Source organism: Acidovorax sp. ACV01 (genome assembly GCF_014851495.1).
GTDB lineage: Bacteria > Pseudomonadota > Gammaproteobacteria > Burkholderiales > Burkholderiaceae_C > Acidovorax > Acidovorax radicis.
In genome coordinates, this window is sequence record NZ_JACUZT010000006.1 from 65,760 (window position 1) to 91,536 (window position 25,777).

The 25,777-nt window shown below is 61.7% G+C and carries 24 protein-coding genes and 2 pseudogenes; 8 read left to right on the forward strand and 18 right to left on the reverse strand.

The annotated features are described in order from the left end of the window. The 7 genes and pseudogenes from IB243_RS17600 to IB243_RS17630 all read right to left on the reverse strand — a co-directional run bounded on the left by IB243_RS17600 (nt 1) and on the right by IB243_RS17630 (nt 7,520). On the reverse strand, nt 1–672 hold the full coding sequence (locus tag IB243_RS17600) for an HAD family hydrolase (protein WP_192428541.1): 672 nt from the start codon (nt 670–672) through the stop codon (nt 1–3). Beyond that, nucleotides 669–1,979 carry a Tm-1-like ATP-binding domain-containing protein gene (locus IB243_RS17605; RefSeq protein WP_370540355.1) on the reverse strand — a complete coding sequence of 437 codons (1,311 nt, stop codon included), beginning with the start codon at nt 1,977–1,979 and terminating at the stop codon, nt 669–671. The genes IB243_RS17600 and IB243_RS17605 overlap by 4 nt, the downstream gene beginning before the upstream one ends. Beyond that, nucleotides 1,952–3,319 (reverse strand): aminotransferase class III-fold pyridoxal phosphate-dependent enzyme, encoded by a 1,368-nt coding sequence (locus IB243_RS17610; protein ID WP_192428542.1) that lies wholly within the window; start codon nt 3,317–3,319, stop codon nt 1,952–1,954. Before IB243_RS17610 ends, IB243_RS17605 begins: the two co-directional genes overlap by 28 nt. Nucleotides 3,320–3,333: 14 nt before the next feature. Further along, a complete protein-coding gene (locus IB243_RS17615; RefSeq protein WP_192428543.1) occupies nt 3,334–4,794 on the reverse strand; it encodes an NAD-dependent succinate-semialdehyde dehydrogenase in 1,461 nt (486 codons plus the stop codon). 465 nt (nt 4,795–5,259) lie between these two features. Then, a pseudogene (locus IB243_RS17620) lies at nt 5,260–5,440 on the reverse strand (IS21 family transposase); the annotation flags it as partial. Nucleotides 5,441–5,765: 325 nt separating this feature from the next. Continuing rightward, a complete protein-coding gene (locus IB243_RS17625; RefSeq protein ID WP_192428544.1) occupies nt 5,766–6,566 on the reverse strand; it encodes an NAD(P)H-dependent oxidoreductase in 801 nt (266 codons plus the stop codon). Between the two features lie 96 nt (nt 6,567–6,662). Then, complete coding sequence (locus tag IB243_RS17630; protein ID WP_192428545.1) at nt 6,663–7,520, reverse strand: AraC family transcriptional regulator; 858 nt, start codon at nt 7,518–7,520, stop codon at nt 6,663–6,665. On the opposite strand from IB243_RS17630, the gene IB243_RS17635 reads away from it, so the two are divergent. Genes IB243_RS17635 through IB243_RS17645 form a run of 3 tightly spaced genes read left to right on the forward strand, consistent with a single transcriptional unit; the run spans nt 7,519 to nt 9,939 of the window. Next, nucleotides 7,519–8,694 (forward strand): FAD-binding oxidoreductase, encoded by a 1,176-nt coding sequence (locus IB243_RS17635; RefSeq protein WP_192428546.1) that lies wholly within the window; start codon nt 7,519–7,521, stop codon nt 8,692–8,694. The two genes, IB243_RS17630 and IB243_RS17635, sit on opposite strands and share 2 nt — an antisense overlap. 16 nt (nt 8,695–8,710) lie before the next feature. Then, nucleotides 8,711–9,490: an SDR family NAD(P)-dependent oxidoreductase gene (locus IB243_RS17640; RefSeq protein WP_192428547.1), complete on the forward strand. Its 780-nt coding sequence runs from the start codon at nt 8,711–8,713 to the stop codon at nt 9,488–9,490. Next, nucleotides 9,487–9,939 carry a VOC family protein gene (locus tag IB243_RS17645; protein WP_192428548.1) on the forward strand — a complete coding sequence of 151 codons (453 nt, stop codon included), beginning with the start codon at nt 9,487–9,489 and terminating at the stop codon, nt 9,937–9,939. The genes IB243_RS17640 and IB243_RS17645 overlap by 4 nt, the downstream gene beginning before the upstream one ends. Nucleotides 9,940–10,170: 231 nt before the next feature. On the opposite strand, the gene IB243_RS17650 is transcribed toward IB243_RS17645, so the two are convergent. Continuing rightward, nucleotides 10,171–10,884 carry a GntR family transcriptional regulator gene (locus IB243_RS17650; protein ID WP_192428549.1) on the reverse strand — a complete coding sequence of 238 codons (714 nt, stop codon included), beginning with the start codon at nt 10,882–10,884 and terminating at the stop codon, nt 10,171–10,173. Nucleotides 10,885–11,088: 204 nt separating this feature from the next. Here IB243_RS17650 and IB243_RS17655 point away from each other — a divergent pair, with 204 nt between their 5' ends. The 4 genes from IB243_RS17655 to IB243_RS17670 all read left to right on the forward strand — a co-directional run bounded on the left by IB243_RS17655 (nt 11,089) and on the right by IB243_RS17670 (nt 17,142). Next, complete coding sequence (locus tag IB243_RS17655) at nt 11,089–12,069, forward strand: tripartite tricarboxylate transporter substrate binding protein (RefSeq protein ID WP_192428550.1); 981 nt, start codon at nt 11,089–11,091, stop codon at nt 12,067–12,069. Between the two features lie 44 nt (nt 12,070–12,113). Continuing rightward, complete coding sequence (locus IB243_RS17660) at nt 12,114–13,742, forward strand: hypothetical protein (RefSeq protein ID WP_225585028.1); 1,629 nt, start codon at nt 12,114–12,116, stop codon at nt 13,740–13,742. A 597-nt stretch (nt 13,743–14,339) separates the two neighbouring features. Then, the gene (locus IB243_RS17665) at nt 14,340–15,467 is read left to right on the forward strand and encodes a porin (protein ID WP_192428551.1); all 1,128 of its coding nucleotides are present in this window, start codon (nt 14,340–14,342) and stop codon (nt 15,465–15,467) included. 106 nt (nt 15,468–15,573) lie between these two features. Next, a complete protein-coding gene (locus IB243_RS17670; protein ID WP_192428552.1) occupies nt 15,574–17,142 on the forward strand; it encodes a carboxylesterase/lipase family protein in 1,569 nt (522 codons plus the stop codon). 137 nt (nt 17,143–17,279) lie between these two features. Here the strand turns inward: IB243_RS17670 and IB243_RS17675 are convergent, their stop codons facing one another. From IB243_RS17675 to IB243_RS17715, 9 genes and pseudogenes are all read right to left on the reverse strand, one after another. Further along, nucleotides 17,280–19,061 (reverse strand): DUF3363 domain-containing protein, encoded by a 1,782-nt coding sequence (locus IB243_RS17675; protein WP_370540356.1) that lies wholly within the window; start codon nt 19,059–19,061, stop codon nt 17,280–17,282. A gap of 687 nt (nt 19,062–19,748) precedes the next feature. Beyond that, a complete protein-coding gene (locus IB243_RS17680; RefSeq protein ID WP_192428554.1) occupies nt 19,749–20,261 on the reverse strand; it encodes a S26 family signal peptidase in 513 nt (170 codons plus the stop codon). Beyond that, nucleotides 20,258–20,788 (reverse strand): DUF2840 domain-containing protein, encoded by a 531-nt coding sequence (locus IB243_RS17685; RefSeq protein WP_192428555.1) that lies wholly within the window; start codon nt 20,786–20,788, stop codon nt 20,258–20,260. The genes IB243_RS17680 and IB243_RS17685 overlap by 4 nt, the downstream gene beginning before the upstream one ends. Beyond that, nucleotides 20,785–21,051 (reverse strand): chromosome partitioning protein ParB, encoded by a 267-nt coding sequence (locus tag IB243_RS17690; protein ID WP_192428556.1) that lies wholly within the window; start codon nt 21,049–21,051, stop codon nt 20,785–20,787. The genes IB243_RS17685 and IB243_RS17690 overlap by 4 nt, the downstream gene beginning before the upstream one ends. Next, a complete protein-coding gene (gene parA, locus IB243_RS17695; RefSeq protein WP_225585029.1) occupies nt 21,048–21,809 on the reverse strand; it encodes a ParA family partition ATPase in 762 nt (253 codons plus the stop codon). Before parA ends, IB243_RS17690 begins: the two co-directional genes overlap by 4 nt. A 200-nt stretch (nt 21,810–22,009) precedes the next feature. Further along, a pseudogene (locus IB243_RS17700) lies at nt 22,010–22,846 on the reverse strand (replication initiator protein A); the annotation flags it as partial. A gap of 10 nt (nt 22,847–22,856) precedes the next feature. Beyond that, nucleotides 22,857–23,153: an AlpA family transcriptional regulator gene (locus IB243_RS17705; protein ID WP_225585030.1), complete on the reverse strand. Its 297-nt coding sequence runs from the start codon at nt 23,151–23,153 to the stop codon at nt 22,857–22,859. Nucleotides 23,154–23,244: 91 nt separating this feature from the next. Continuing rightward, nucleotides 23,245–24,036 (reverse strand): DUF2285 domain-containing protein, encoded by a 792-nt coding sequence (locus IB243_RS17710; RefSeq protein WP_192428558.1) that lies wholly within the window; start codon nt 24,034–24,036, stop codon nt 23,245–23,247. A 119-nt stretch (nt 24,037–24,155) separates the two neighbouring features. Beyond that, nucleotides 24,156–24,497: a DUF2958 domain-containing protein gene (locus IB243_RS17715; RefSeq protein ID WP_192428559.1), complete on the reverse strand. Its 342-nt coding sequence runs from the start codon at nt 24,495–24,497 to the stop codon at nt 24,156–24,158. A 154-nt stretch (nt 24,498–24,651) separates the two neighbouring features. On the opposite strand from IB243_RS17715, the gene IB243_RS17720 reads away from it, so the two are divergent. Continuing rightward, nucleotides 24,652–24,969: a helix-turn-helix domain-containing protein gene (locus IB243_RS17720; RefSeq protein ID WP_192428560.1), complete on the forward strand. Its 318-nt coding sequence runs from the start codon at nt 24,652–24,654 to the stop codon at nt 24,967–24,969. A gap of 12 nt (nt 24,970–24,981) precedes the next feature. On the opposite strand, the gene IB243_RS17725 is transcribed toward IB243_RS17720, so the two are convergent. Continuing rightward, entirely contained in the window at nt 24,982–25,329 is a 348-nt protein-coding gene (locus IB243_RS17725) for a DUF2958 domain-containing protein (protein ID WP_192428561.1), read from the reverse strand. Nucleotides 25,330–25,777: the final 448 nt, after the last annotated feature.

Here is a 25,777-nt window from a genome sequence, read left to right on the forward strand (position 1 = left end):
TCACGCAGTCAGCAACGCGGGGCGCTCGACACCCAGCAAATCCAGCGCATGTCCAAACGACTTCGCGGGTTGCAGCACATCGAAATGCACCACCTGAAGGCCAGCGCGCCGACCACCATGGGCGTTGCGCAGCTGGTCGTCCACAAAGATGCATTCGCTAGCGGAGATACCGAGTGCCTCGGTCACTGCGGCGTAGGCACGCGGATCGGGCTTGAGAATGCCGGTATGGGTCGCATCCACGATTACTTCGAACGCCTGAAGCAAGGGCAGTCGGCTGCGAAAGCCCGCGCCGTAAAACAGATCGAGTTCATTGGAGAGGATGGCCAGCCGCTTTCCAGCAGCCTTGGCAGCCTCAATGGCGGCCACGGCCTCAGGGCGTATCACCGCCTCCACGTCCGCACCGCGCGCGCGCTGGACGAAGGTTTCCATGAGGTTCCACTCCTCGCCAACCAGATGGCCCACTTCACGCGTGCGCGCCATCCAATAGTCACGTTCGCTGATCTTGTCGGCCTGCATGTCCTGCCACAGCGTATCGCTGGCCGGATCGAACGGGCCGCGCCATGTGAGTACGCCGTGGGAAAGACCCAAGGCCGCTTCGGTGAGATCGTGCGTCTCGAAAAGCATGCGGGTGATCACGCCCCCGAAGTCCAAGACCAATGCCGATGCGGTCATGCCGTAGCCTCCACCGGCACTGCATCCAGTACGCCGGGCACCACCAACCCCTCGCGCACCCATGCGTCAAACACCTCCAGAGCAGCCCGCACAAAAGCTTCGTCATTGATGTGCGCTTCCACATGGCGAACCGAAGTGGATGCCGACACGGCCGTACCCACCTCGTCCATGAATGCGGCAAGACCCTCGGGATCGTGCATGGCCTCGCCGGGCCGATCCCACTCCTCGATGCCCCGGTTGGGCAGCAGAAGACATGCGGGGCCGGACGCCAGCGCAAGGCGCTCTCCAATGGTGCGAGCCACGCTGCGGCGCAAGTCATGCTTCGCGCACACCGAGGCCAGCAGACGGTTATGCTCATGTACGGGTCGGTCCGCATAGCCGTCGGGGCAGCACGTCCAGGCCGCGAAATCCACCATGTCTGTGGCGCCCGGGGCAACGATCTGAGGGATGCCCGCGCTGCCAGCTCCCAGCAGGCGGTCTCTGCCGGCGCTCACACAGCTATCGGCCAGATGGTTGACCACTTCCTGCAGGCTGAAGTCCATGACACAGGCAAAGTAGCCGCGCCGCGCCAGGTCTTCGAACGCGCGACCGCCCATGCCGGTGGTGTGGAATACGGCCAGTTCGTAACCCCGTGCTTCCAGTTCGGGCTTAAGGCGCTTCATGTAGGTCAGCGCGCTGGAGCCGAGCGATGTCATGCCCACGACAGGCCGCTGGTCCACTTCGACGGGGCGTGCACGGCATGCGCCGACCACAGCGCCTGCGGCCTGGCCCAGTGCCGACTTGCACAGGCGGTTCAGCCCATACAGGCCGCCGGCCCATAGCTGCATGATGAGGTCCGCAGGGATGCGCTCTGGGGGAATCAGGGGGGAATAGGCGATGGTAGATAGCACAAACTTGGGGCAGCCCAAAGGCAGCGCATTGGCCACGTCCAGTGCGAGATCCGTCCCCATGGTGCCTCCCAGAATCAGCACGCCATCGAAACGCCCTTCGATCTGCCACTGGGTGGCCAGCAGTGAAGCTCCGCGTGCCATGAGCTTCATGGAAGTATTTTCGTCCCCGCTGTCCATCACCTGGCGAAGTGACACTCCGGCAGCCGCAGCCACTTCACTATTGAGGATGTCGGGCGTGAAACTGCCACGGCCCAGCACGCCGACGTCCATCACCAGAGCCGTGCCACCGCAGTGCTCGACCGACCCGCGCAGGAAGGCGATCTCCTCGCTCTTGGTATCCACCGTGCCAATCAGCAGGATGACCGGCGCACGGCCTGCAGGCGCCGGGTTCACGATGCGGCCTCCACCGCGGCGCACGCGGCTTCCAGCACAGTGCACAGATGGTCAACCTCTTCGAGCGAGATCACCAGGGGTGGCGAGAGAATCAGGTTGGGCCCGGATATCCGGACCATCAGGCCGCGCTGGTAGGCCTCCCGGGCCACCCGGGCCGGAATGTCGCTGCTGCGCGGCATGGGCGTGCGCAGCGCCTTGTCCTGCACCATCTCGATGCCCAGCATCAGCCCCACGCCGCGCACATTGCCCACAAAGCTGCAGGTCTGCTCCAGCCTGCGCAAGCGCTCCTGCATCACGGCACCCACGCGGCCGGCATTGCCCGACACATCTAGGGCTTCGATCTGGTCCAGCGTGGCCAATGCAGCGGCTGCAGCCACGGGGTGAGCGCTGTAGGTGTAGCCGTGGCTCACGGCGGCCTGGCCTGTCGCGTCCTCGTCGAACACCTTGGCCACCTTGCTGGAGATTGCAGTCGCACCCAAAGGCACGTAACCCGAGCTGATGCCCTTGGCAAGGCACCACAGGTCGGCGTTGACGCCCCACAGGCGTGTGCCGAACAGATGGCCGGTGCGCCCGAAGCCGGTGACCACCTCGTCAGCGATCAGCAGCACGCCGTACTTGTCGCAGATCCTGCGCACTGCGGGCCAGTAGTTGGCAGGTGGAACGATCACGCCACCGGCTCCCTGAACAGGTTCGGCGATGAAGGCTGCCACGGTATCGGGCCCCTGGAAGACGATCTCGCGCTCCAGCAACTCGGCGCAGATTTCACCGAGTGCGACCGGGTCTTCGGTGTAAGGGTTGCGGTAGAGCCACGGCGTATCGATGTGAAAACAACCGGGCAGCAACGGCTCGTAGGCACGGCGGAAGTTGGTGTTGCCGTTGACGCTCATGCCGCCAAAGTGCACGCCGTGGTAGCCCTGGCGCAGGCTGATGAACTTGAAGCGGTCGGCCTGACCGCGCAGCTTGTGGTACTGCCGCGCAATCTTCAAGGCGCCCTCGACCGCGTCGGAGCCACCGTTGGAGAACAGCACGGCCGAGACATCTTCCGGCTCCATCATCTTGACCAAACGGGCCGAAAGTTCGATGGCGCGCGGGTGCGTGGTGCCGCGGAACACGTTGTAGAAAGGCAGCTCATCGAGTTGGGCGACGATGGCATCGCGCACCGCTCTGGCGCTGTGCCCCAGGTTGCTGCTCCACAGGCCGCCCACGCCGTCGAGCATCTTGTGCCCGTCCACATCCCAGATCCAGCAGCCTTCGCCGCGAGCCACGATGTCTGGTGGGTTCTTCTTCATGGCGGCGGGGTGTGCCATGGGGTGCCAGAGAAAACGGCCGCTGTCTGTTTTGAGTTGTTCAATGGTACTGGTCATGGTGCTTTCTTTCTTCAGAACGGCGTGCCCACCGTGATGGTCTTGATCTCTGTGTAGTGCAGCAGGCCCTCAGCTCCCATCTCTTGACCCAGGCCGCTTTCCTTGTGGCCGCCGAAGGGCAGTTCGGGCTGCGAAACCCCAAAGTGGTTGATGCCGACCATTCCGGCCTCGATGCCCTCCCCCAACTGGTGCGCGGCATGCAGGTCGCGCGTGAAGGCATAAGCCCCCAGCGCATAGGGCAGTACGTTCGCCTCGCCGATGGCGTTTTCCAGCGTGTCGTAGGGCTGGATCACCGCAATCGGACCGAACGGTTCCTGCTGCATCAGGCGGGTGCTGGCAGGCACATCGGCAAACACCGTGGGCTCGAAAAAGAAGCCCGGGCGCTCGACCCTGTGGCCACCGGTGAGGAGGCGCGCGCCCTGGCCGACGGCGTCATCCACAAACCGCTCCATGTCTTCGATACGGCGTGCATGGGAGAGCGGCCCCATCTGAGTGGCGGCATCCATGCCCGCCCCCAGGCGCAAGGCCTTGGCCGCCGCGCTGAAGCGCTCGGAGAAAACACCCAGGTGTGCACGCGGCACGTAAAAGCGGATGGGCGAAGCGCACACCTGGCCGGCATTGCGGTACTTGGCGGCCACTGCCTGCTTGAGCACGAAGTCCATCGCCCCGCTCTCACACATGTCCTCACACACGATGACCGGTGCATGCCCGCCCAGCTCGCCCGTGAAGCGCTTCACATGGGCCGCAGCCTGGACTCCGAGCAGCTTGCCCACGGCCACCGAGCCGGTGACGGACACCTTGGCGATCTCCGGCCGCTCGATGAGGAAAGACGAGACCTGTGCCGGGTCGCCGCACACCAGGTTGATCGCGTCGGCCGGCACGCCGGCATCCAGAAAGCACTGCACCAGCAGCATGCAGCTGCCCGGGGTTTCCTCCGCCGGCTTGATGACCACACTGCAGCCTGCGGCGAGGGCGCTGCCCAGCTTCCGGCTGGGCAGGTTGACGGGGAAGTTCCAGGCGGTGAAGGCCGCCACCGGGCCAACGGGCACCCGCGTGACGGTGTGCGACAGAATGCCCTCCACCCGGGGCGCCACCGCCCGGCCATACAGGCGCTTTGCCTCCTCTGCCTGGAAGTCGATGATGTCCGCCGACAGCGTGACTTCGCGCCGAGCCTCGCTCAGCGGCTTGCCCTGCTCCAGGGTGAGCACGGTGGCTACCGCATCAACCCGCTGGCGCAGCAGGCCGGCAGCGCGGCGCAGGATCACATAGCGGTCGTGCGGACGCACCCGGCGCCAGGCCAGATAGCCGCGTTGAGCCGATTCGGCAGCGGCCGCCAGTTCAGCCGTGCCAGCCAGAGGCAGCAGCCCGAGCTCCATGGCGGTGGCCGGGTTGATGACTGGTCGATAGCCACAGCTGGTGCGGTCAATCCATTGGCCAGCCACGTGCAAGGCAAGTGAAGGGTAAGAGAGTGTCATGGAGTCCAGAGGTCAAAGTCGGCGGCGCTTCAGAGCGCTTCACGATCACTGGACGATAGGTTTTGCAGCTCAAAAGGCGTGATCGAATTTCAGCAAATCAAACCAAGGGTTTACCCTTAATTTGCATATATCCGGCAGGAAACTTCTGAGAGGCTCGGCCTTGATCCGCTCGCAGAGATCACCTGCGCCAGCTAAGCGCGTCGGATTGCCGGGTTGAGGCAACACCATAGATTGGCATAGGGGGTTAGTGGGTCACCTCTCCGTGGAAATCAACCACGAGCGCAAAGGACGCTATGGCTACAGCCGGATCACGGCCGCTATGCAATTCGGTGACGGAACCTATCAACCACAAGTGCGTGCAGCGTCTGACGCGGAAAATGGGAATGCACGCATTGATTCGGGCGAAGATGCGCTCCCGGTATGTTCTAGGCGTCAGCGATGCGCACGTGGCATTGAATTCGAATGCAGGTAGTGCATGCACGTCACCCAGAAGCGTGCGTTGACGGTACGGCCCTTACCCTTGCGGACCTTGTCAACGACAGTACGCGTGGGTTGTAGACGTCGCGCCGGGCCACACCGCCCAGCGCTACAAACGAGCTTGTATGGGCGTCGAACAGCATCTGGTGGCTTGACTCGGATATGCATTTGCACGTTCGCTTCGTGCGTCACATCTGTTCGCGCAACGCATGGAAGTCGGGATGTTGGCATTGAAGTCAGTCTCGATGCTTGCTACACAGAGAGGGGGCCCCATACCTTCAGCTCATCGGTACGACATGAAGGGGCTAACTGAGGTTCCCCAGTTCGGACGCGCAGGCCAGGACTAAGGGTTCTGCTCAATTTTGGACATCGTCAAGTGCATTGAGTGCAAATGCCAAGAGCACAACTGAGAAATACTTTCGCAAGGGGCAGCTTGATATTGGGCTCCTCTCGCTCTTCTTCCCGCTGACTCCAGACCCGTTGAGATTCCAAAGTCAGCCTCTTTTTTGCGAATGAGCAAAGGCGTCTGCTGAGGCCTCGAAGCTCTGACCGCTCATGGGGTTCCACTGGACGCCCGAACGTGCAACAACCCCTGGCTTGAGGCGCTGGGTGTCGTCGTAGTCGTTCCAAGGGTGGAAAAACAAAGGCTCTGTCTTCTCGATGTCTTGCAACCGCTGCGAGAACACGTTCAGGTAGCCTTCTCGCTCTTCGTTAGACACGCGCCCTGGCATCCAGGCCGCAAACGGCGGTAGAACTGTGAACCCGGTGTAGGCAAGAATTCCATTGTGAATCGGCCACAGCACATGGTGGAGGTCACCGTCAATGCCATTGGGTTCATAAAGCGTAGACGCTGTCCCGGTTGTGAGGCTCAACATGGCGCGCTTACCTTTGAAGTGTCCAGTTTCGTACTTACGCCCCGCAGAGTAAGCGAATCCACGGCTGAACACCCTGTCTACCCAACCCTTGAGGACAGCTGGCATCGAAAACCACCAGACGGGGAATTGGAACAGCACAAAATCCGCCGCGTCCACCTTCGCCTGCTCAGCCTTCACTTCGGCCGCATGGCTTGCATTCGCAAACGCATGCTCCTGCTCTTTAGACAGGTCAAGGAATGAAGGATTTGCCCGGTCACCGTCGAAGTCTTCCGGGCCAAGCGTTGCCTTCCACCCCATGCGGTACAGATCGCTGACGACCACCTTGTGCCCAAGTCGCTCAAGCTCCTGCACGGCGACGTCCTTCAAGGCGCCATTGAAAGAGGTAGGTTCCGGGTGTGCGTACACAATTAAGAAGTTCATACTGCCATTGTGCAGAATGCGGCGTTTCTGGGCTAGATGGAAGATTACTCTCAAGATGCGGGTTTCTGCACAGTCATTGCACGCCAGAAGGAGCCGTCAAGAGGAGGGAGCAGTCTTGTGTGTAGCCCGATATTGCGCCGGCGTGATGTGAGTGGCGGCTTTGAACTGGCGCGAGAAGGCGCTGTGGTCGGCGTAGCCACAGGCTGCGGCGATGCCTGTTATGGATACGGATGTCTCCTCAAGCATTTGACAGGCTTTGTCGATGCGACGCTTCATCAGATACTGTTTCGGGGTGACATGAAACACTTCGAACACAAGACGATTGAGCGTGTCCATCGATACAGATGCATGCCCAGCTGCGTCAGCTATGCGAACCGACTGATCCAGCCTTTCATCGATATAGGCGAGAAACTTTGCAAGTCTGTGATAGCTCCGATGGCGCTCGTTAGCACGGGGAAGGTCGCGCGATATCCCCGCTAGTCCGACAATGCGCTTATTCGTGTCCAGCAGCGGGAACTTTGAGCTCAGACACCAGTGTCTCTCGCCTTTGTGGCCGCGATAGAGGCGCAGAAGTTCTAGACTGGGATAGCCGGAGTGAATCACTTGCATGTCCTGCACCATCGTGTTTGCTCCCACAGTCGGAAAGAGCTGGTCCGCGGTCCTACCCACGACTGCTTGCAGGCCATCCAGGCCTGCGCGCTCAAGAAGCGTCTTGTTCGCCCACAGGTAGCGTCCCTGCTTGTCCTTTATATAGAACAGCGCTTCGGGCATGCCATCGAGCAGCGACTCCACCAAGCCCTGTGTACAGATTAGCCACTCCAGGGCTTGCTTTTCTATTTGCATTTTTGTCGAATGAGATTGACAGAGCAATCCCATATTGTGCAGAAAAACGCAAATCCGATGCGGAATGAGGTCTAGCAGGCTGGCCTGCCTATCCAGAAAATTGAGCCCCATGTCGAACTCAGTCCCTGCTCATACCGTGATAGTTGGCGGTGCCATCCTGGGAAGCTTTTGCGCCTGGTCGTTGCGTCGCGCCGGATACAGGGGAGAGATTACGGTCGTTGAGCGGGACTCAACCTACCAGTTCTCCTCCACGGCGCTGTCAGCGGCATCTATCCGCACGCAATTTGGAACACCGGTCAATATCCAGATGAGTCTCTATGGAGCTGACCTCTTTCGCAACATCAAGGATGTTTTCGGGGCAGAGGCCGATATTGGGTACCGGGAAAAGGGGTACTTGATTCTTGGTGGCCATGAACGGGTTGGGGATCGGTTGGCTGCAGTGCGAATGCAGCGCGCATACGGAGCCGATATTCGCGTTCTCGAACCAGGCGAGCTGACCAGGAAATTTCCCGGCATCTGCATCGATGACATCGGCATCGGAACATACGGCGCTCAGCATGAAGGCTGGTTTGATGCGTGGAGTCTGCCGACATTGGTCCGTCGCGCCGCAAAAGCAATGAATGTGAACTACGTGGAGTGCTCAGTTCGCGGCTTTGACACGACGGACTCACTGGTGAGTGGCGTTCACTTGTCCAGTGGCGAAACCATCAAGTGCGATGTCTGCATACTCGCGGCGGGAGCATTGTCAGGGCGCCTGGTGGCTCCATTGGATATCGATCTGCCAATTGTCCCGAAGAAGCGCACCGTGTTCGCTTTCAAAACTCCGTTCAGGCTAGAGAACTTTCCGATGCTCTTTGATATGAGCGGCATCTGGGTACGTCCTGAGGGCGAGGGATACATCGGGGGTATTCAGCCTGCCGAAGAGAACGATGCTGACGCAGATGGTGACTTTGAACCCCACCATTGTCTGATGGAGGCCCCGTTCTGGCCGTTGCTCGCTACGCGGATCCCCGCGATGGAAGAGCTTCGGCTATGCCGAGCCTGGGCAGGGCACTACGAAGTCAACACCCTGGACCACAACGGCGTGGTCGGTGCGCATGATGAGTTGAACAACCTCATTTTCGCGACAGGATTCTCCGGACATGGCGTCATGCACGCGCCAGCAGTGGGCCGTGGGGTCGCAGAGCTCATCACGCAGGGCGGGTTCAGAACCATCGACATGTCTCCTCTCGGATGGGCGCGCATTCGGAATGGCATACCTCTGACCGAATCAATCGTGTACTAAACCTGAAAGGAAAAGCATGAAGCTTGCAGGCAAAGTCGCCGTCGTTACTGGGGCAGCGCAAGGAATAGGACGAGCCACAGCTGAAAGGCTACTGAAAGAAGGCGCGAAAGTTGTCATTTCGGATATCAACGTGGAGCGACTCCAACAAACAGCCGTAGAAATTGAGAGCGCTGGGTCATTGCAAGTGGTCAAAGCCGACGTCGCGAAGAAGGCAGATGTCGACAATCTTGTCGCCGCTGCGGTCAAGCACTTTGGAACGTTGGACGTTATGGTGAACAACGCAGGTATTGCGCCGGTGGTCGACTTTCTGGACGTTACCGAGGAGCTCCTGAGCCGTGTGCTGGACATCAACCTCAAGGGCGCCTTCTACGGTACGCAGGCGGCCGGTCGACAGATGATTTCCCAAGGTTGTCCCGGCGTCATCATCAACATGTCGTCGATCAATTCGGGCTTGGCCAATCCCAACGTCGCTCCATACGCCATCTCGAAAGGCGGGTTGAACCAGGTGACGTCCACTGCAGCCGTTGCATTCGCCCCTCACGGTATTCGAGTTGTGGGTGTTGGACCGGGAACTATCATGACGGAGATGGTAGCCGGTGCTTTCGTGAATAGTGCAGGCAACGATGCGATTCTTTCTCGCACACCTCTGGGGCGATACGGAGAGGCCTCCGAAATCGCCGCAGTCGTTGCCTTCCTGGCCAGCGACGACGCTTCTTACATCACAGGAGAAACCCTCTACGTGGATGGCGGTCGCCGCGTGCTGAACTACGTTGTTCCGGTGAGGGGCCTACCATGACCACACCGTTCGGCAAGTTGCACCACATCTGCCTCGTGGTCAATGACATAGACCACGCGCAGGCCTACTACGAGTCCATCGGAATCGGTCCATGGATTGATTACCCACCCCTGACAGAGTACGAAGACCTTTCCGTGCCCGATGAGAAAGGCTTCTATACGCTCAAGTACCGCATTTGCAACTTGCCCAACATGCAGATGCAACTATGTCAACCAGGGCCGGAGCCCTCTCCGCAGCGTCTACACCTAGACAGCAAGGGAGAAGGCGTGTTCCACATCGGTTTTGAAGTGCCCGACGCGAACGCTGCGGAGGCTGATGCAGAGTCCAAAGGCATGTCAGTGCTAATGAGGGGGCGTCGCGCCAATGGCACCGGCTTCACCTACTACAACTCGTTGCACGGAGCCGGAGTGACGCTTCTTACTCGAGTGACCAACGAGCCAGGCAAGTGAATGTGGCCCGACATGAATGGGTGCTGTCATGCAAATTGACTTGGTGTTGATTTCCACGCAAACCTAACCCACCGGGGGTTAGTGAGGGTCACTTCTGCGTGGAAATCAACAACTTCATTGAGAGGAACGTGATCGTCACTCAGAGATCACGGCGGCCGACAACCCACCCGGGAAGCGACACCAAGACGCGAGGGCAGTTCAGTCATATGCGCAGGACCGGCGCCACTCGGCTCACAGGCTGATCGCGGGGAGGTTCATCGCCTCACGATTCTCCATCAGCAATCGTTTATTGTCGCGGCTGCGCCGGGCGTGTTCACGCATCAATGATTCCGCGCGCGCGCCTTCATGCGCTTCAATTGCACGCACGACATCCTCATGATCGACTTGCGCGCGCTGCAGAAACTCCAACTCCTGCGCGGGGCGCAGTCCACTAAAGCCCAACGCACCCGGGGCGGCCATAGGCGTCTTGGCAACGTGCGCCAATGCAGAAGCCAACGCGGGGTTCTCCGCTCCCTCCACGAGCGCTAGGTGGTAGCGCGCGTTCATTGCTGCCCACTGCATCGCATCCAGGCTCCGATCTTCACCCCGTGCGTCCTGCAACAGCGACCTCCCCTCTTCCACGCAATTCTTCAGCGTGCGCAATATCTCACGCGAAGCACCCGCCTCCGCCACCAATCGCGCGGCCATGCCTTCAAGCACACCTCGCACATCGATCGCTTGGGCAATGTCGTCCAGCGTTACGCGCCGGACTCGAAAGCCGCGCGTAGGCAGACGCTCAAGTAGCCCCTCTTTCTCGAGCTCCCCAAGCGCCAGACGCAGCGGCGTACGCGAAACCTGAAGGTCATCTGCAAATTGCAACTCCACGATCCGCTCGCCGGGCGCAAGCGCGCCCGCCAGGATGCGGCGCCTAAGTTCGGCGGTGACACGTTCGATCTGAGAGGCCATGCGGGAGCTTTCATCGGTAGATCACGGACATCGATCTTAGTCACACCCCAAAACGCACGCAAAATTGCATGCAATTTATCAAATATTCCTCAAAACACTTATTGACCATCAATTAATTGCATGCAATAGTATCTCCACACGAGGAACTTCGCAGTCCTGCAAAGACAGGGCAATCGCAATTTCATTCCACAGGAGACACGCCAGATGAACCGCTTCCTTGCGCTAGGAGCCGCCGTGCTGGGCGGCATATTGCTGGGGGCGCCCTCCCCGTCGCTGGCCGAGAGCACCTTTCCATCCAAACCCATCAAGGTGATCGTTCCCTTCCCTCCAGGGGGAGGCGGCGACACCCTCGCACGCTTGGTGCTCACCCGAGCCGGCAGAGAGCTTGGCCAGCCGATCGTTTTTGAGAACCTCTCTGGCGCCGGCGGCAATGTGGGCTCGCAGTCCGCTGTATCCGCAACCGCCGATGGCTATGCGCTGCTCTACGGCACCAATGGAACCTTTGGTATCAACCACACGCTGTACAAAAAGCCGGGATTCGATCCCGTACGCGATTTCTCGCCGGTGGGACAGCTCACACGCATCGCGGCGATGGTGGTCGTGCGACCAGGCCTACCCGCGCAGACCCTGCCCGAGCTGCTCAGGCTCATCAAGGCCAGTCCTGGCAAGTACACCTTCGCCTCGGCCGGAAATGGAACAACTTCTCATTTGGCAGGCGAGATTCTGAAGGCCCGGACGGGCATCGACATGGTGCACGTGCCCTACCGCGGCGGCGCACCTGCCATGACTGACCTGATGGGTGGTCAAGTGGATTTGATGATCGACGTGATGCCCAACACCGCATCGCAGGTCCGCGGGGGGCGTGTGCGTGGATTGGCGGTTACCACCGTCACCCGAGTGAGCCAAATGCCCGACGTACCAACCATCGCCGAGTCTGGCGTGGAGGGCTTTGACGTGAGCGCGTGGGACGGGATATTCGTGCCCGCCGGCACACCTGCGCCAGTCATCGAGAAGCTCAACGCCGCCATTCACAAAGCATTGGCTGACCCCGAAGTCCGCAAGTCACTGGCTGACCGCGGGGCCGAAGCAGCCCCTAGTACCCCACAAGCGCTCGCACGCCTAGTACATGCCTCCATCCAAAGCTGGGGGGCTGCAGTCAAGAGATCTGGCGCCACCGTGGACTGATCCGCTGAGTGCTGCATTCCATCCCGTTCTTAAAAAGAAAGCCCATGCCAATGACAAACCGACAAAGCCCGAATGCACCTGCTGCAGTGCCTCACTACACCGAACCACCGTTGATCCAGAGCCGCAGGCCGCGCTGCCCGCCTTTTGTGGACATCACCAACTCTGACCAACTGCTGCCCTATCTGGAGCATGTCGCACGCAGGCCTTACAACCACGGCCTCAACGCCTGCTGGGACCTGAAAGAGGGCGAACGCGTCTTGCTGCGTGTAGACAACTGGCACAGCGAGCTGACCATCCAGGCCTGCCAAAAAATCCTCGAAAAATACAAAGTCAAGTATGAGATCCAGAAGATTGACCGCGGACCGATACCTCAATGGGTTGGCGCCGACGAAGTCGAGTACTACTTGTTTCGGACGAAGGAGTTGGCCGAGTGGATGGACATGTGGGAAGAGGAAGAGAAGAAGCGGAAGTACGACAAGATCCTGATGGGCTATGGTGGCCCTGTTCTAGCTGAGCGCTTCATCAAGATCCAGCGCATGCCCTTCATAACGCCCGAGATCCTGGCATCGCCAGCACACGCCATGCCCATTGAAGTGATCAACGCGATGGACGAATGGGCCTGGGAAAGGATCCGCAACGCGCACCGCGTTCGCATCACCGATCCCGAAGGCACTGATATCTCCTTCACCAACCACGACGGCTACTGGGATGCCAAGCGGGAGTTCTACAACCCAGAGCTAGTAGCCAAAACCTGGCGCGGCAATGAGCACTTCGGCAAGACCTACCTGCCGGGGCACATCACGGGTCGACCCTGGATGTTCCATCCGACGAAGGAAGATGGCTACGGCGTGATCGCCGGCACCACTAACCACATCGCCGCATGCGATTGGACGCAACTGGTCGTTGAGAACTCTCGCATCCAGCAGATCAACGAGGGAGGGGCCTTCGGTGAGAAGTTGCGCGACCTGATGGAGCGTACCAAGGACACGCAATACCCTGGCTTTCCTGGCAAGGGAATCATGCACTGGTGGGAGGCTTCGATCGGCACGAACCCGCACATCCATCGCCCACGCAAGGACTTTCCCTCCGGCTTCGTCAACTGTCTCTACGAGCGTGTGCGCTCGGGAGTGATCCACATGGGCTTTGGCACGATCATCTCGTCGATGACAGAGCGGGAGGCAGCTCGCATGGGGCTGCTGGTCGGCCACTGGCATCTGCATCTGTACTTTCCGACCTACACGGTGGAGCGCTCGGGGGACAACGAAAACGTAATCGAAAACGGTCGCCTGCTCGCGCTCGATGATCCCAAGATCCGCAAGCTCGCCGCAAAGTACGGAGACCCCGATCTTTGGCTCGACGAGAGCTGGAACCCTGCTGTTCCAGGCATCAACATGCGCGGCGACTACTGGGATCACTATGCGAAGGATCCGCTGCACTGGGTGAAGACAGAGCTGGAGGTCTGCCGCAATTACCACCCGATGTTCATGGACATGGTGGGTGCCGATGACAAGTACTGCCGCGGTGAGGGAGCACGCTGGTGGAAAGGTGGCTGCTGTGACCACAGTGGGGTACAGGCCGCTGAGCTTCCAGGTAACTGCTGCGGTACGGAACAACCACTGCCTGCAACAGCGCCTATCAATGCGGCGACAGGCGGCTGCTGCCATGGTGGCTGAGCCAAGATGCGACGGCGATGTTCCAACGAAATCTTGGGTGGTGCGTAGCGGGCATCGCTACTGCACTGGACGCCCGGTCAATTGAAGCGAGCCTGTACCTCGCGCGTTGCATGGGCCCCGAGTCAATCACCCGGGGCTTGGTATGGCTGGACAGCCTGGTGGAGCACGTCGTGGCTTTCCCCTGGAGCTCTCTCGCCATGCTGGTGCTGTGTGCTGCGGCGCCGGCGGCGACACACAGCAATTGGCTGCGGAACACGGCGTTACGGGTCGCAAGCATGACCGCATCCATGCCGGTAGCCTGCTGGCTGGCATGGGCCGCAGCCGGAGCGGCCCCCTCCGGATGGCAGGTCTGGGTGTACGCCACCACGATGCTGACCGCTGGAGCGGTACTGCCATGCGCCGCGGCGATCGCAGCTAAGCACGCTGCTGGAATGGCTTGCGCGACTCTACACCAGCGACCAACACCGTAGCGGCCATTGAGGCTCGCACGCAAAGAACCAAGCCGCATATCGCGGCCGCATGGAAGCGGCCGGCCCAACCACGCCGATGCGGTGCGACTTCATCACGATCAATTAGCACAACGACAAGGAGACAAACATGAAATTTGCGAGTTCCACCATCCTGTTCGGTATCTTGGCCGGATGCATCTCTGCCGTCCAGGCACAAGGGAGCACTTCCCAACCATCTAGCGTAACGATCTATGGCGTCCTCGACGCCGGTGTCGAATGGGCGCGCAGCGGTACCGGCAATCGCATGCGCCTGGTTTCTGGAGGGGCCCAAGGCAGCCGACTCGGGTTTCGCGGAAACGAGGATCTCGGCAACGGAATCTCCGCGAGTTTCCGGCTTGAGCAAGGCATCAATATCGACGATGGCACGTTAGGTCAGGGAGGACGCGCGTTTGGCCGTGAAGCGTCCGTAGGCCTGGGAAGCAATACCTTAGGCACCGTTATGTTGGGCAGGTTGCCAACGCCCTACTACCTGGCCGCCGGAGCAGTAGATGCCTTTGCCTGGATGGGGGGTGGCTTGCTGGCCCTCACTCGCAGCGCAGAGGCGACACAGCAGATATTCCCGCTTGGTATTGGCGCGCGCTACGACAACGCTATGGGCTATGTCGCGCCACGGCTCGGACCGATCTCCTTGCGCGCTGTAGTGGCTGCAGGCGAGGGCTCCGCCAGCGTTGGCCGCGCATACAGCCTTTCGGGCCGGTACCAAGATGGCCCTGCCGATCTGGTGCTGGCATGGGCCCGCCAGGATGGAGCGGGCAATGGCAGCGGGCGCATCAACGCAGTGGTGGCCGGCGGCAGCTACGACTTTGGCGGTGCCAGGCTCTTTGCGGGATACACGGCGGAAGAAAACAACTGCACTACCTGCACAGCTGGACTGGCACGCGGAGCGGGTGCCTCCAGCAGCGAGTTCCGCGTCATGAATGTAGGCGCCCGTATCCCTGTAGGTGGATTCACAGCCATCGTGCAAGCAACGCGCCTGCTGGACCGGTCGGCATATACAGTTGCGAAGGGCAGTCGCGATGCAACCTGGCTCGCGATGGGAGCGGAATATGCGCTGTCCAAGCGCACTTTGGCATACGCCTCGATTAGCGGCGTGAACAACCAAAACGGATCGCAGTATGTGATCGGCTCGGGAACTGCCCAGCAGCCTGTCGGCTTCGCGGGTAAGAGCAATGCCCGCTCTTCCAGCGTCACGCTGGGGATGCGCCACGCATTCTAGGCACAGAGCCCTGTCAATACCACCATCGCCTTTCGAAGGTGCACTTGCGCAGCTTCTTGCACGCCATCAATTCCCTCACCCGCACAAACACTTACCAGGAGACATCATGCGACATCCGAACTTTCGATCTTTTACCGCTCTGTGCCTAGTCATTGCACTCAGTGCCTGCGGCAGCGGCGATGACCCGCTGAGTGACCGACCGAACATTGCACTTTCAGGAACTCAGGCCATTGCGACAACCCGGTTGGGTCAAGCCATCGGTGAGCAGTCCAACTCCGTTGTGTCCTTCAAGGGGGTCCGCTTTGCACTCAGCGCCGCAGGTGAAGGCCGCTGGAAGCCGCCAACGCCCAGCGGGGCATGGACGCAGCCGATGGCTGCCACGAAATTCAGCGATGCCTGCCCCTCAGGGAACACCTTGGAACCTGGCGAGAATGAGGACTGCCTATTCCTCAACATCTACGCTCCGCAGTCGGTAGCAAGTGGATCGCGAGACCTGCCTGTGCTGTTCTGGATTCATGGGGGTGCCAACGCCAGTGGCAGCGCCAGCGACTATGACCCGAGCCTGTTCGTCCAGCAGGAAGGCGTCGTCGTCGTCACGACTAACTATCGCGTTGGCGTTTTGGGCTTTCTAGCGCACCCGGCGATTGACGGAGAAGGTCACGGTGCAGCCAACTATGGGCTGCTCGACCAACAGCTTGCTCTGCACTGGGTCAAGGACCACATCCGCGCGTTTGGAGGTGATCCATCGAACGTAACGGTGTTTGGGGCCTCCTCGGGAGGGCTGAATATTCTCAATCACATGGTATCGCCGTCAGCAAAAGGTCTATTCCAGAAAGCAATTGTGCAAAGCGGTGCGTACCAGCCGGACACGCCTTCGCTCGCTGCCTCCCAAGTGCGGGGTATCAACTACGCTCGCTCGCTAGGGTGCTCGGATTCCTCAGCTGCCTCATGCCTGCGAACCAAGCCGCTGACAGAAATCCTGGCACGCCAGGGACGAACGAACACAGCATCCAGCGCCTTCAACCAATCCACTGTGGATGGTCGCGTGATCCCGCAAACACAGCGCTCCGCATTTCTAGAAGGGAAGTTTGAACGCGTGCCGGTCATCCAGGGCGTCACCCGCAACGAGGGGCGCGCAATCCCATCCCAATTTCCAGAGATGACTGCGGCCAACTACGAAACCGTTGCAGCCAACTACGCCACTACCATTGCAAAGGCCACTGGCGAGATGCTCGTGGAATATCCACTTAGCCACTATGCCGATCCGTTTCAGGCGGCGAGTGCAATTGTTGGGGATGGAGCCTTTGTTTGCCCCAGTATCAACACCAATCGGGCGCTTTCCGCGCACGTTCCAGTCTTCGCCTACGAATTCGACGAGGCGTCCACCGCCCCCTTCTCCTCAGGCCACTATGCAGACGTCGAGTACCTTTTCACAGTGGAATGGGCCCAAAGGGCCACGACCATGCTGGGGGAAAAAATCCGCCACCACTTCACTCAGTTTGCACGAACAGGTGACCCCAATTTCGAGGGAATTGCCGAGTGGAAGCGATTTACGGCTACGGACGGCTACATGCGCCTGATCGCGCCGGTTTCGCAACGGAAGACCGACTACCTATCGGAGCACCACTGTGCATTCTGGGGCTCACGTTCGGGTATTCCTGAGAATAGCCGCTAGCACCGCTTCCGCCCTTCATTCTGGCCCTCCCGTGAGGGCCAAGGCAGTGGCAAGGGCATCTGATTTAACACCGCACAAGCAGGCACTGCACGGTGCGCGCAGGGCCACCCTCAACGCCCTTTTCCCCTGCACATGAATCAGACGGAAATTCCACTTTTGCGGCCCCATTGCCAGGAGACTGAGTTTCCTCGGAGCACCGCCGTCACCTGCAACCCGTGATGCCGCTCAATCACCGCTCGCCAGGGACACAACGTGAACTCTTGCCCGTTGTCGAGGATAGCGAAGCGAGCACTGACGAGTTGCAGGGATTGGCGGTATACACCACTGAACTGCTCACCTTCATGGAGAGGACGATAGTTCAGTTGGGTACGATCTTGCAGTGCTCGGCCTATTGACACCAGCTCCATATCTCGAAGGGTGACAAGCAAATTGGAGGCGAGGAAGGTTCGCGGACCTCGACGCTCAGCAAGCCCTTTCTCGACAAGAAAATCCAAACGACTGTCTAAGATTTCCCGCACTTTGCTCCCGAAGCCTTGCACCGCCAGCGCACTGCTGCCCTCCGCAATTTTTCGATCCAGCCAGGTAGCTCCAACCGCTCGCACCTGCTGACCAATCGGCAAATGTGACCGGAGGCTGATGAGTGGTCCAGCAGCCTGCCGCAAGTCGTGTTGCCGCGCTTGCTGTACCAGGTCGGGTGGAATCTTCCAGAGGCCATCGCTCACGCGTTCCACAATACCCATGCGGCGCAAGGCCTCGAGCCGACGCACATGGACTTCGATCCCGACAACGGGGTGCGGCAGCGCATTCGATTGAGCGTGCACGGCATGGTCTGAAATGCGGTAGTAGCCGTCATGAGACAGCTTGCTGATCGATTGGTCGACTGCACGCTCCTGTCCCGCTGGCTTAACTTCAACAATGCCGCCCAATGGCAGGTCGTGCAGTGCCGTAAGCCCCTTCCCATTGCCTAACGTCACATAGTGCGCTCGCCCGTCTATACCGTCGACTATGAGATAGCCCCGATCTTTCAGTTCGTCCGCCAGCCCTTTCGCCACGACACAGCCTTCAATGCAGCCCGCAGACATTTCCTCGTATACAAACTCGCGCGGTTCGCCCTTCATTGCCCGGTGCAGAGTCCGCAGAATGTCTCCACGTTCGCCAAGAGCAGTCAGCATCTGTTGCATACCTGGCACCAGCTGCCATCGGTTGGAGTCGAGCCGCTCCGCCAGCGAAAGCGCCTCCAATTTTTGCAGCCTTGCGCGCATCAAAGAGCGGAAAGCTACGCCAGCGGATTTCACCGCGGCTGTTTCACCAAGATCCACGACGCCTGCCACCGCCTGCCGTTGGAGACTGCGGTCCAGGCCTGTCAGTCGCTCTTGCCCCACCTCACGCTGCACGCTCCGAAGTATCTCCTGTTCGGTGCGCGGCCCCAGCCACTCGGTGGCCAGTCCACTCGCCCGTTGGCGCATGCCATGGGCCATGTAGTCCGGGGCAATCACCAGATCTTTCTCGCTCCTTCCCTGCCCCACCCGCCCCCTCAACACGATATGGGTGTGCGGGTTGTCCGTGTCCCAGTGATCGACAGCCACCCAATCCAGACGGGTCTCCAGGTCGGCTTCCATGCGCGCCATCAATTCACGGGAGTACCCACGCAGATCTTCGAGCTCCGCAGCATCCTCCACCGAGACGATGAAGCGGAACTGGTGCCGATCACCTCGCCCACGCTCCTCGAACTCCTTCAGGTCTGCGGTATCTGTGTCTGCCCCATAGGCCTGCCCGCGTTGCCCATCGCGGGTCGTACCGTCGCGCTCGATGTAGCGCAAATGCGTGGCCACCGACTGGGCACCGGCCTTCTTGAGCACCACGAAGCGCGACTTGATGACCACGCGCCGGGCATTCGCGCCCAGCTTGCTCCCGGCCATACCTGCAGCAACCCGTCCCCGTCCAAACGTCGGTGCAGGCCGTGCACCCTTTGCACCTGATGCCTTCGCACCGGACTTCGAAACCGCCTTCAGCACCTGTGAGACAAAGCGCTGCGAGCTGAGGCCGGAACGCGCCTTTGGTGCCCCCGGCCGTACCCTAAATCGCTCTCCGTCTTGCGCTCCCTTACGCGAAGCCATGGCACAAGCTCCAGCGTGGCATGGCGCAGCAGATGCAAAGCGGCACGCGGCAGACAATGAAGCCATGCGGGATCACGTGCCTTCGCAGCACCCAGCGCTGCCAGCGCGGTGCCGCCCGCAACCCACGTGCAGACTGGCTGATCAGGCCGAGGCGTGCCGCCCCTTTTATCTTGCCCTCCGTCTCCGCCTCCCGCATCCGCTCCCGGCTCCAACCCACCGCCAGCAGCGCACGGGGTGCGCAGCGCTGCCCGCGAGGCAGCGACGGTGCAGCAGGTGCTGCACGCTGGCGCCAAGCCGTCTGCACGTCGGACTGCAGCCGAAGCAAGACATCGGCCGCAGCTTGGTAGCATGAATCACGTGCGGTTGGACACAACATCGGCACCCGAAAAAGGCAAGGTCGGAGCATGCGTGAACGTATGGCCAGCGACAGCCTGGACACCGGCGCTGCGCAACAGTCAGGCAGGTCAGGGGGCAAGAAGGCACGCCCCCTCATTGCGCACTCCCTGTCCAGATCGGCTGTGCGGTGCCAAGCACGGCGGACGTATCGATGAGACCGAAGTAGCGGCTGTCGAACGAGGCCGGATGCGCATCGCTGAGCAAGAACAGTTCACCTTGCGTCAGCACACGGCATTGCGCCCACGGCCGCAATGTCCGGTGCTTTCCGTCGTGCGCGAGCGTAGTGGCTACGGCGACGCCGTCGATGCGCACTGTCTGCTCCCGAACGCACACCGACTGCGGCGCCACGGCACCGATGCGCTTGAGGATCGGCAACCCTTTGGGCAGGTAGCCGCGCTGCGCCGCGAACGCCGCCACAACTGGTGAAAGCCGTACTAGCACGATGCTGCCAACGTGCAGCGCGACTGGCGGCCCGATGAGGTACCAGCCGCGCGCCACGCTGTCGGTCGGGTTGTAGACCAAGCGTGCCTGCATCTGCACCACAGCCGGTGCGCCTAGCGCCGCAAGGCTGATTGCCATGCAGACAAGGAGCATGCGGCGCGTCATTGCAGTCCCTCGCGCGCCCTGTGCGCCGCATGCCGCTCGGCGGTGTACGCAGGCAGCGGCTGCCACGCAGCCAGCCGGTTGCCAACCGTGCGCCAATAGGTTGCAGCGGTGGCGCATGGATTGATCCCCAATGCCTCAATGGCTTCAATCGCCGCAAGCATCTCCTTGACCTGTGATTCGCCACTGGCGCGCAGCAGGATACGCGCCCCAGGCAGCACACCCGCGATGCGCTGCGCATCCTCGAACGGCGTCGGCGCTTGCAGCACCATGAGTTGCCACAGCGCCGTGCCATAGTCATTGCCGATCCACTTCACGCGGCAGCAGATGGCGCCCGGCGTGAACATCGCCACCCGCCGCCAGCGGTCCAGCACGATCTCAGTGGTGGGCTCCCCAAACCTCAGCCAGACGTTCACACGGTCTTTCACAAAAGCGAGCGAAACACGCATGCGGGTGGGTCGCTGCGGAACCATGGCCTGCACCGAAGGATGGGAGGCGAGCGACGCCAAAGGTGTGTTTGGTGCCGTCATATCCCGTCCTCCGGGTACTCGCGCTCCAGCAGTTCACGCAGCATGTCCGCTGCAGTGAGGCCACCCCGGAATGCAATCACCTTGATGCGCCCGCGCAGTGCTGGTGTCACATCGATGGTGAGCCTTGCGGTGTAGATCGATGCCCTGGCGGGCGCCTCGGATGCATCCGCCTGCCGCACCCAGGTGGATGCCGGATCGGCACCGGGCCGGCGCCCAATGGCAGCGCGGCCTTGCTTTGTTGTCGGCTGCGCTGGCTTGGTCATCCCAGCATCTCCCGCGCGGCCTGCGCCAGCGCCGTGATCTCGCGCGCGGCTGCGCACCCTGGCACCACTTCGCACGCCAGCCGCCCGGCGGCCACGCTATCTGCGAACACGATGCGCTGTGCGACCTCGGTAGCCAGGGCTGCGAACGGCTGGTCCGCGAGCGCGGCGCGTGCCTCGCGCCCGATCACCGTGCCAACCACGCGCCGGTTGATCACGAAGGCCGCGCGCAGCTGCGGCCGGAACACTCTCGCCTCGGCAATGAGCTGCACCATCTCATGGCTGGCCCAGACGTCATAGGCGCTCGGTTGCACCGGGATCAGCACCAGGTCAGCGGCCAGCAGCGCGGAGCGCGCAAGGGCTGCCACACGGGGTGGCCCGTCGATCACCACAAAATCCGCCTGCAAGGCGATCTGCGGCGCCTCCTGGTGCAGCGAGTCCCTCGCCAGCCCGAAGACGCCGTACAGCCGCTCCTGGTCGCTCTGGAGCCGCCGTTGCGCCCAGTCGAGGGCCGAGCCTTGCGGATCGGCATCGAGCAGCGTAACCCGGCTGCCCTGCAGGGCCAGTTCGCCCGCCAGGTGCGTGGCGAGCGTGGTCTTGCCTGCCCCGCCCTTCTGGTTGAGCAGGGCGATTACTTTGCCAGGGCGGTTGTCCGGATTTCGTTGTGGACGGTTTTCGGATGTCGGGCCTGCCTGATTTGCAGTCGCCGAACCATTGCCCAAATTTTGAGCAGCTTCTGCTCGCGCGCGCGTGACTTCCATTTATGTATCCCTTTAGATGTTTAGGGAGTCCCCAAACCGTTGCTGGGCTTGGCTTTGCGGTCGATCGGTGCGGGCGTTCCACCGATAGTTCTGCGGGTGATCCACCGAGGGTCGTGCGGGCGATCCACCGAGCCCGTCCACACGCCATCCACAACTTCATCAACAGAAGGTGTGGATAAGTCGCCCTGGCAGGGATCAGCAGGGCTGGGCCGGAAGGCCAGCCACTCGATGCCGCCACTGCGCTCCACTGAGAGCCAGTAGCCGGGTAGGGCCTGGCGCCGTGCCAGCTGGCGTACCTGGATCGCGAAGTCGGAGGGGCGCTGCAGGCTCCCTGACTTCAGGTGCAGATGGCGCATGTCAAAGCGCCAGCCACCAGGTTGTCGGCCACCGTGCTTGCGCACCACTCTGTAAAGCCAGCGCTCGATCCCACCGGAAAGCCGGAAGTACGTCGCGTCCAAGGTGAGCACCAAAGCCTCGTCCATCACGCCCGAAAAGAACCAGTCCGCCAGGATCAGCTCGATGCCGTCGGAGCGGCCATCAGGGCGGATGTATTCCTTCCACTCGTTGATCCAGGAGAAGCGGTGGGTACGCCTGGCCCCGTTCGGGCGCTCGCGTTGGCGCAAGGTCGTGGCCACGGTGGTGGACTGCAGGCGGTCGAGCGCAGCGCGCAGTGCCAGGTAGTCGCTTCGGCCGGTGCCGCGTTCCGCAAAGCGCAGGATCTCGTAGGGCGTAGCCACCATGAGGCGCGAAGGCGCAATGCCTTCCCTCTTGGCCTGCACGATCTGGCTCGCAGCCCAAATGAGCACGTCGGCATCCCAGATGGTGGCGATGCCATGCTCAGGGACTCCTTCCACAGTGAGCGACACGCCGCCGGCCTCGAAGCGGATCGGCACGGTGCGGGGTGACTTGGCCAGGGAGAAGAACGGGTAGGCCATCAAGTCCTGCGCATCGCGCAGGGCCATGTCGCCCGGCAACGCACGGAACAGCGACAGCTGTTCGCGTTCGCTCGGGCGCTTTGACACGTAGCTCTCCCCCATCCTGCGCAGATCAACGGACGGAGTCGCGTTGCACGTAGCCGGGATCGGAAGTCATGCCATAGGCGCGGCTGTCAGCCCAGGCGCGCAGATCTGCGGCAGCGTAGACCACGCGGGCACCAAACTTGCGAAAGCGCGGGCCGCCACCCAGGACACGTTGTTTTTCCAACGTGCGTGGGGACAGCCGCAGAAACGCGCCAGCCTCCTCGGTGGTCAGGAACGCTGGGCTTTCAGCCGCGTCGGGTGCTGGGCGCGCCTGTGGCGAATGCCCAGGTGCGCGGGTGGGATGCAGAGAACTGGCAATTGCCATGACGACCTCCATCGCTGTGGATGGGCCGCGAACCATTCGCGGCCGATGGGGGCAGCCTCGGGAGTAAGGCGGTTTCTGGGCAGGGAGATATTCAGCGCACCGGCTCGTCTCCGGGGTGCTGCGCCGCAGTGCCCACTACACCCGCCAGAACCCGATATCCGTCCTGCATGTACGCTTCGGCACGGCGCAACAGATGCCGGACCTGGGCCCGCAGCTCGCCGTCGGCCTGCCAGCGCTTTGCTACGGTCTCAGCGCCAAAGAGGACCTGGGCAATATCGCGGTGGGAGGCTCCCGCCTGCAGGCCATCGAGCGCCTGCAGGGCGCGCAGATGCAGAAGGGCCGCACGCGATGACGCCCGCACGGACATTGCAAAAGGCGTCTCTCCCCGAAGAGCCAGGGCCTGCATGTTGAATGCGTCGAGTTGACCGCGCAGGCGGGGGCCGAGCGGAACGGTCACCGCGTACGGCTCACCGTCTCCAAGGTCACCGGCCAGTGATACTTGCAGGCGATGCGAAGAGACCTCGGCCAGCAGGGTCAGGCCGGCATCACTCAGCACCAGGCGCTTGCGGCCCGGCACACGCCACAAGTCGAAGCGCGGGGAAGCAGCGGAACGGCGCACGGTCGACCCGCGAACGTGCAACAGCGCATCAGGCGCCGTGATCCAGAGTAGCTGGGCTTCACGCGCATCGCGGGCGGGGTCTTCACCACGGTGGACACCCCATGGCACCAGAGAACGTTGCAAACGCCAATCCGACTGGTACGCGGGGTTGCGCCGCAGGTACTCCCAGGCGAGCGCCGGGCCGTCAAGGTCCAGGGTGTAGAGGTAAGCAGCCGAGACAGCCCAGGCTGCGCCTGGCAAGTCTTTAGCATGGGATTGGGACATCCGGAAACTCCCTTCTTCTGAAGGAAGCTGCCACAGGCACAAGCCAGTTGGGTCGCTTTTGCGGCGATGCGCCGTCGCGCGATCAGCGACGATGCTGCACGCCGCAGTGGCGGCAGGGCTCAGTCGGTGATCGATCCGTCGCGCTGCGCGTCGGCCAAGCAAGCAGACAAGGTCTGGCGCGCCTTGAAATGCGGATCGGCCACGATGCGAAGGCCTCTGGGGCCGCGCACTGCCTCCAGTGCCGACAGGCTTACGTATCCCAACTCGGGGAAACCGGTTCCCACATCCGTGAGCCCATATGCGCGATCACCATCGGCATCCAGTTCCGTGAGCAGCCAGCAGGCCGGCCCGTCCAGCGTGTACAGCTTGACGACCGGAAACGGGTCGACGGCCTGGCCGCTTGCGCGGGCAGCGCTATAGGCCAGCATCTGAGAGCGTTGGGGTTCGGTGAGGAAGGTCATGGTTCCTCTGCAGAGGGAATTGAAATGCTACAGCCGCAGTGATGCGCTTTTGTGAAGACTAAGGCCTCGAAACCCTCCGAAAGTCGCAAACGGGACAGCGAAAGAGTTAAATATAACGTGGTTTTAGTTGTACTGAAATCGGACGCTTCCGAGCATGGAGAAGCGCCCCATTCAGCGCGGACGGCCTGCCGGTGCGACGACCTTCGAGGTCGCGCCGGCACTGGCGTTTGGCGCGGCCGTGCGCGCGCTGCGCACCGGGGATGGCGTTGCCCAAGAATCGCTGGCGCACCTGGCCGGTATCGAGCGGTCCCACATGGGCAAGATTGAGCGCGGCGAGCACATGCCCACACTGGCCCTGATCCTAAAGATCGCCCGGGCGCTCAACCGCAGCGCGGGCGAGTTGATGTTGGAAACGGAAGCCCGGCTTCCCAGCGAATGGCATCAGCCGCCAGCCGGGCAAGCCGGCAGTTGATGCCTGTGGCGACTACGCCACGATGCGCCCTGCCAATCGCGCTTCGCGCGCATAGGCGCTGAGACGCTTGTCACCCTGGAAGTGCAGGTCCTGCTCTACGGGCAGTCCCAAACGGCCCCGCAAGCCCGCCAGTTCCTCCAGGCTCACATAGCCCAACTCCGGACAGCCAAGCCCCAGGTCGCAGAGCCCGAAAGCGCGATCCTCGTCGTCGGGGGCGATTTCTGAAAGCAGCCAGGTGCCGCCCGCATCGGGCGTGAACAGCTTGACAACAGGGGGCGGATCGAATCCATCGGTTTCAGTGGATCGGCAGCCATTGGCCAGCAGTTGCACACGCTGTTGGTCGGTAATGAGCTTCGTCATGGTCTTTCTCCTTGAAAGGATTCCGGGCGGAATTGCCCGAGACCGGATGCAGCACGGCGCAGCGCAGCTGTCAGGGTTCGAAGACGGCCGGTAGGACGCCAGCGTGCGACGCACGCGCAGACCTTGACGGCGAGAACGGCGTGCTACGGTGAAGGGAACAGCAAGCCAACCACAACCACCAGGCACGCCCTCCATTGAAGGCGCGAACCCCATGCCGATCCGGCACAGCCGGTTCGGCGGTGTTGAAGGGGCGCCAAGCGCAGCGCGGCGGGGATGGGCCGCAGGTCGATCCCCTGGAGGCAAGCGCAGCGCGGCGGGGATGGGCCGCAGGTCGATCCCCTGGAGGCAAGCGCAGCGCGCAGCCCAACCGGGGCGAAGGCGTCAGCGATGAAAGCCCACAGGGACGAGACGCCCCGTCGACTCGGTGCGCAGCACGCCAGCGCAGTCC

Bases quoted from the DNA above. Each gene is read 5' to 3' on its own strand.
- IB243_RS17600 (WP_192428541.1), bottom strand. From the start codon at position 672: ATGACCGCATCGGCATTGGTCTTGGACTTCGGGGGCGTGATCACCCGC.
- IB243_RS17610 (WP_192428542.1), bottom strand. From the start codon at position 3,319: ATGACCAGTACCATTGAACAACTCAAAACAGACAGCGGCCGTTTTCTC.
- IB243_RS17615 (WP_192428543.1), bottom strand. From the start codon at position 4,794: ATGACACTCTCTTACCCTTCACTTGCCTTGCACGTGGCTGGCCAATGG.
- IB243_RS17625 (WP_192428544.1), bottom strand. From the start codon at position 6,566: ATGAACTTCTTAATTGTGTACGCACACCCGGAACCTACCTCTTTCAAT.
- IB243_RS17635 (WP_192428546.1), top strand. From the start codon at position 7,519: ATGTCGAACTCAGTCCCTGCTCATACCGTGATAGTTGGCGGTGCCATC.
- IB243_RS17630 (WP_192428545.1), bottom strand. From the start codon at position 7,520: ATGGGGCTCAATTTTCTGGATAGGCAGGCCAGCCTGCTAGACCTCATT.
- IB243_RS17640 (WP_192428547.1), top strand. From the start codon at position 8,711: ATGAAGCTTGCAGGCAAAGTCGCCGTCGTTACTGGGGCAGCGCAAGGA.
- IB243_RS17645 (WP_192428548.1), top strand. From the start codon at position 9,487: ATGACCACACCGTTCGGCAAGTTGCACCACATCTGCCTCGTGGTCAAT.
- IB243_RS17650 (WP_192428549.1), bottom strand. From the start codon at position 10,884: ATGGCCTCTCAGATCGAACGTGTCACCGCCGAACTTAGGCGCCGCATC.
- IB243_RS17655 (WP_192428550.1), top strand. From the start codon at position 11,089: ATGAACCGCTTCCTTGCGCTAGGAGCCGCCGTGCTGGGCGGCATATTG.
- IB243_RS17660 (WP_225585028.1), top strand. From the start codon at position 12,114: ATGCCAATGACAAACCGACAAAGCCCGAATGCACCTGCTGCAGTGCCT.
- IB243_RS17665 (WP_192428551.1), top strand. From the start codon at position 14,340: ATGAAATTTGCGAGTTCCACCATCCTGTTCGGTATCTTGGCCGGATGC.
- IB243_RS17670 (WP_192428552.1), top strand. From the start codon at position 15,574: ATGCGACATCCGAACTTTCGATCTTTTACCGCTCTGTGCCTAGTCATT.
- IB243_RS17675 (WP_370540356.1), bottom strand. From the start codon at position 19,061: ATGGCCGGGAGCAAGCTGGGCGCGAATGCCCGGCGCGTGGTCATCAAG.
- IB243_RS17680 (WP_192428554.1), bottom strand. From the start codon at position 20,261: ATGACGCGCCGCATGCTCCTTGTCTGCATGGCAATCAGCCTTGCGGCG.
- IB243_RS17685 (WP_192428555.1), bottom strand. From the start codon at position 20,788: ATGACGGCACCAAACACACCTTTGGCGTCGCTCGCCTCCCATCCTTCG.
- IB243_RS17690 (WP_192428556.1), bottom strand. From the start codon at position 21,051: ATGACCAAGCCAGCGCAGCCGACAACAAAGCAAGGCCGCGCTGCCATT.
- parA (WP_225585029.1), bottom strand. From the start codon at position 21,809: ATGGAAGTCACGCGCGCGCGAGCAGAAGCTGCTCAAAATTTGGGCAAT.
- IB243_RS17705 (WP_225585030.1), bottom strand. From the start codon at position 23,153: ATGGCAATTGCCAGTTCTCTGCATCCCACCCGCGCACCTGGGCATTCG.
- IB243_RS17710 (WP_192428558.1), bottom strand. From the start codon at position 24,036: ATGTCCCAATCCCATGCTAAAGACTTGCCAGGCGCAGCCTGGGCTGTC.
- IB243_RS17715 (WP_192428559.1), bottom strand. From the start codon at position 24,497: ATGACCTTCCTCACCGAACCCCAACGCTCTCAGATGCTGGCCTATAGC.
- IB243_RS17720 (WP_192428560.1), top strand. From the start codon at position 24,652: ATGGAGAAGCGCCCCATTCAGCGCGGACGGCCTGCCGGTGCGACGACC.
- IB243_RS17725 (WP_192428561.1), bottom strand. From the start codon at position 25,329: ATGACGAAGCTCATTACCGACCAACAGCGTGTGCAACTGCTGGCCAAT.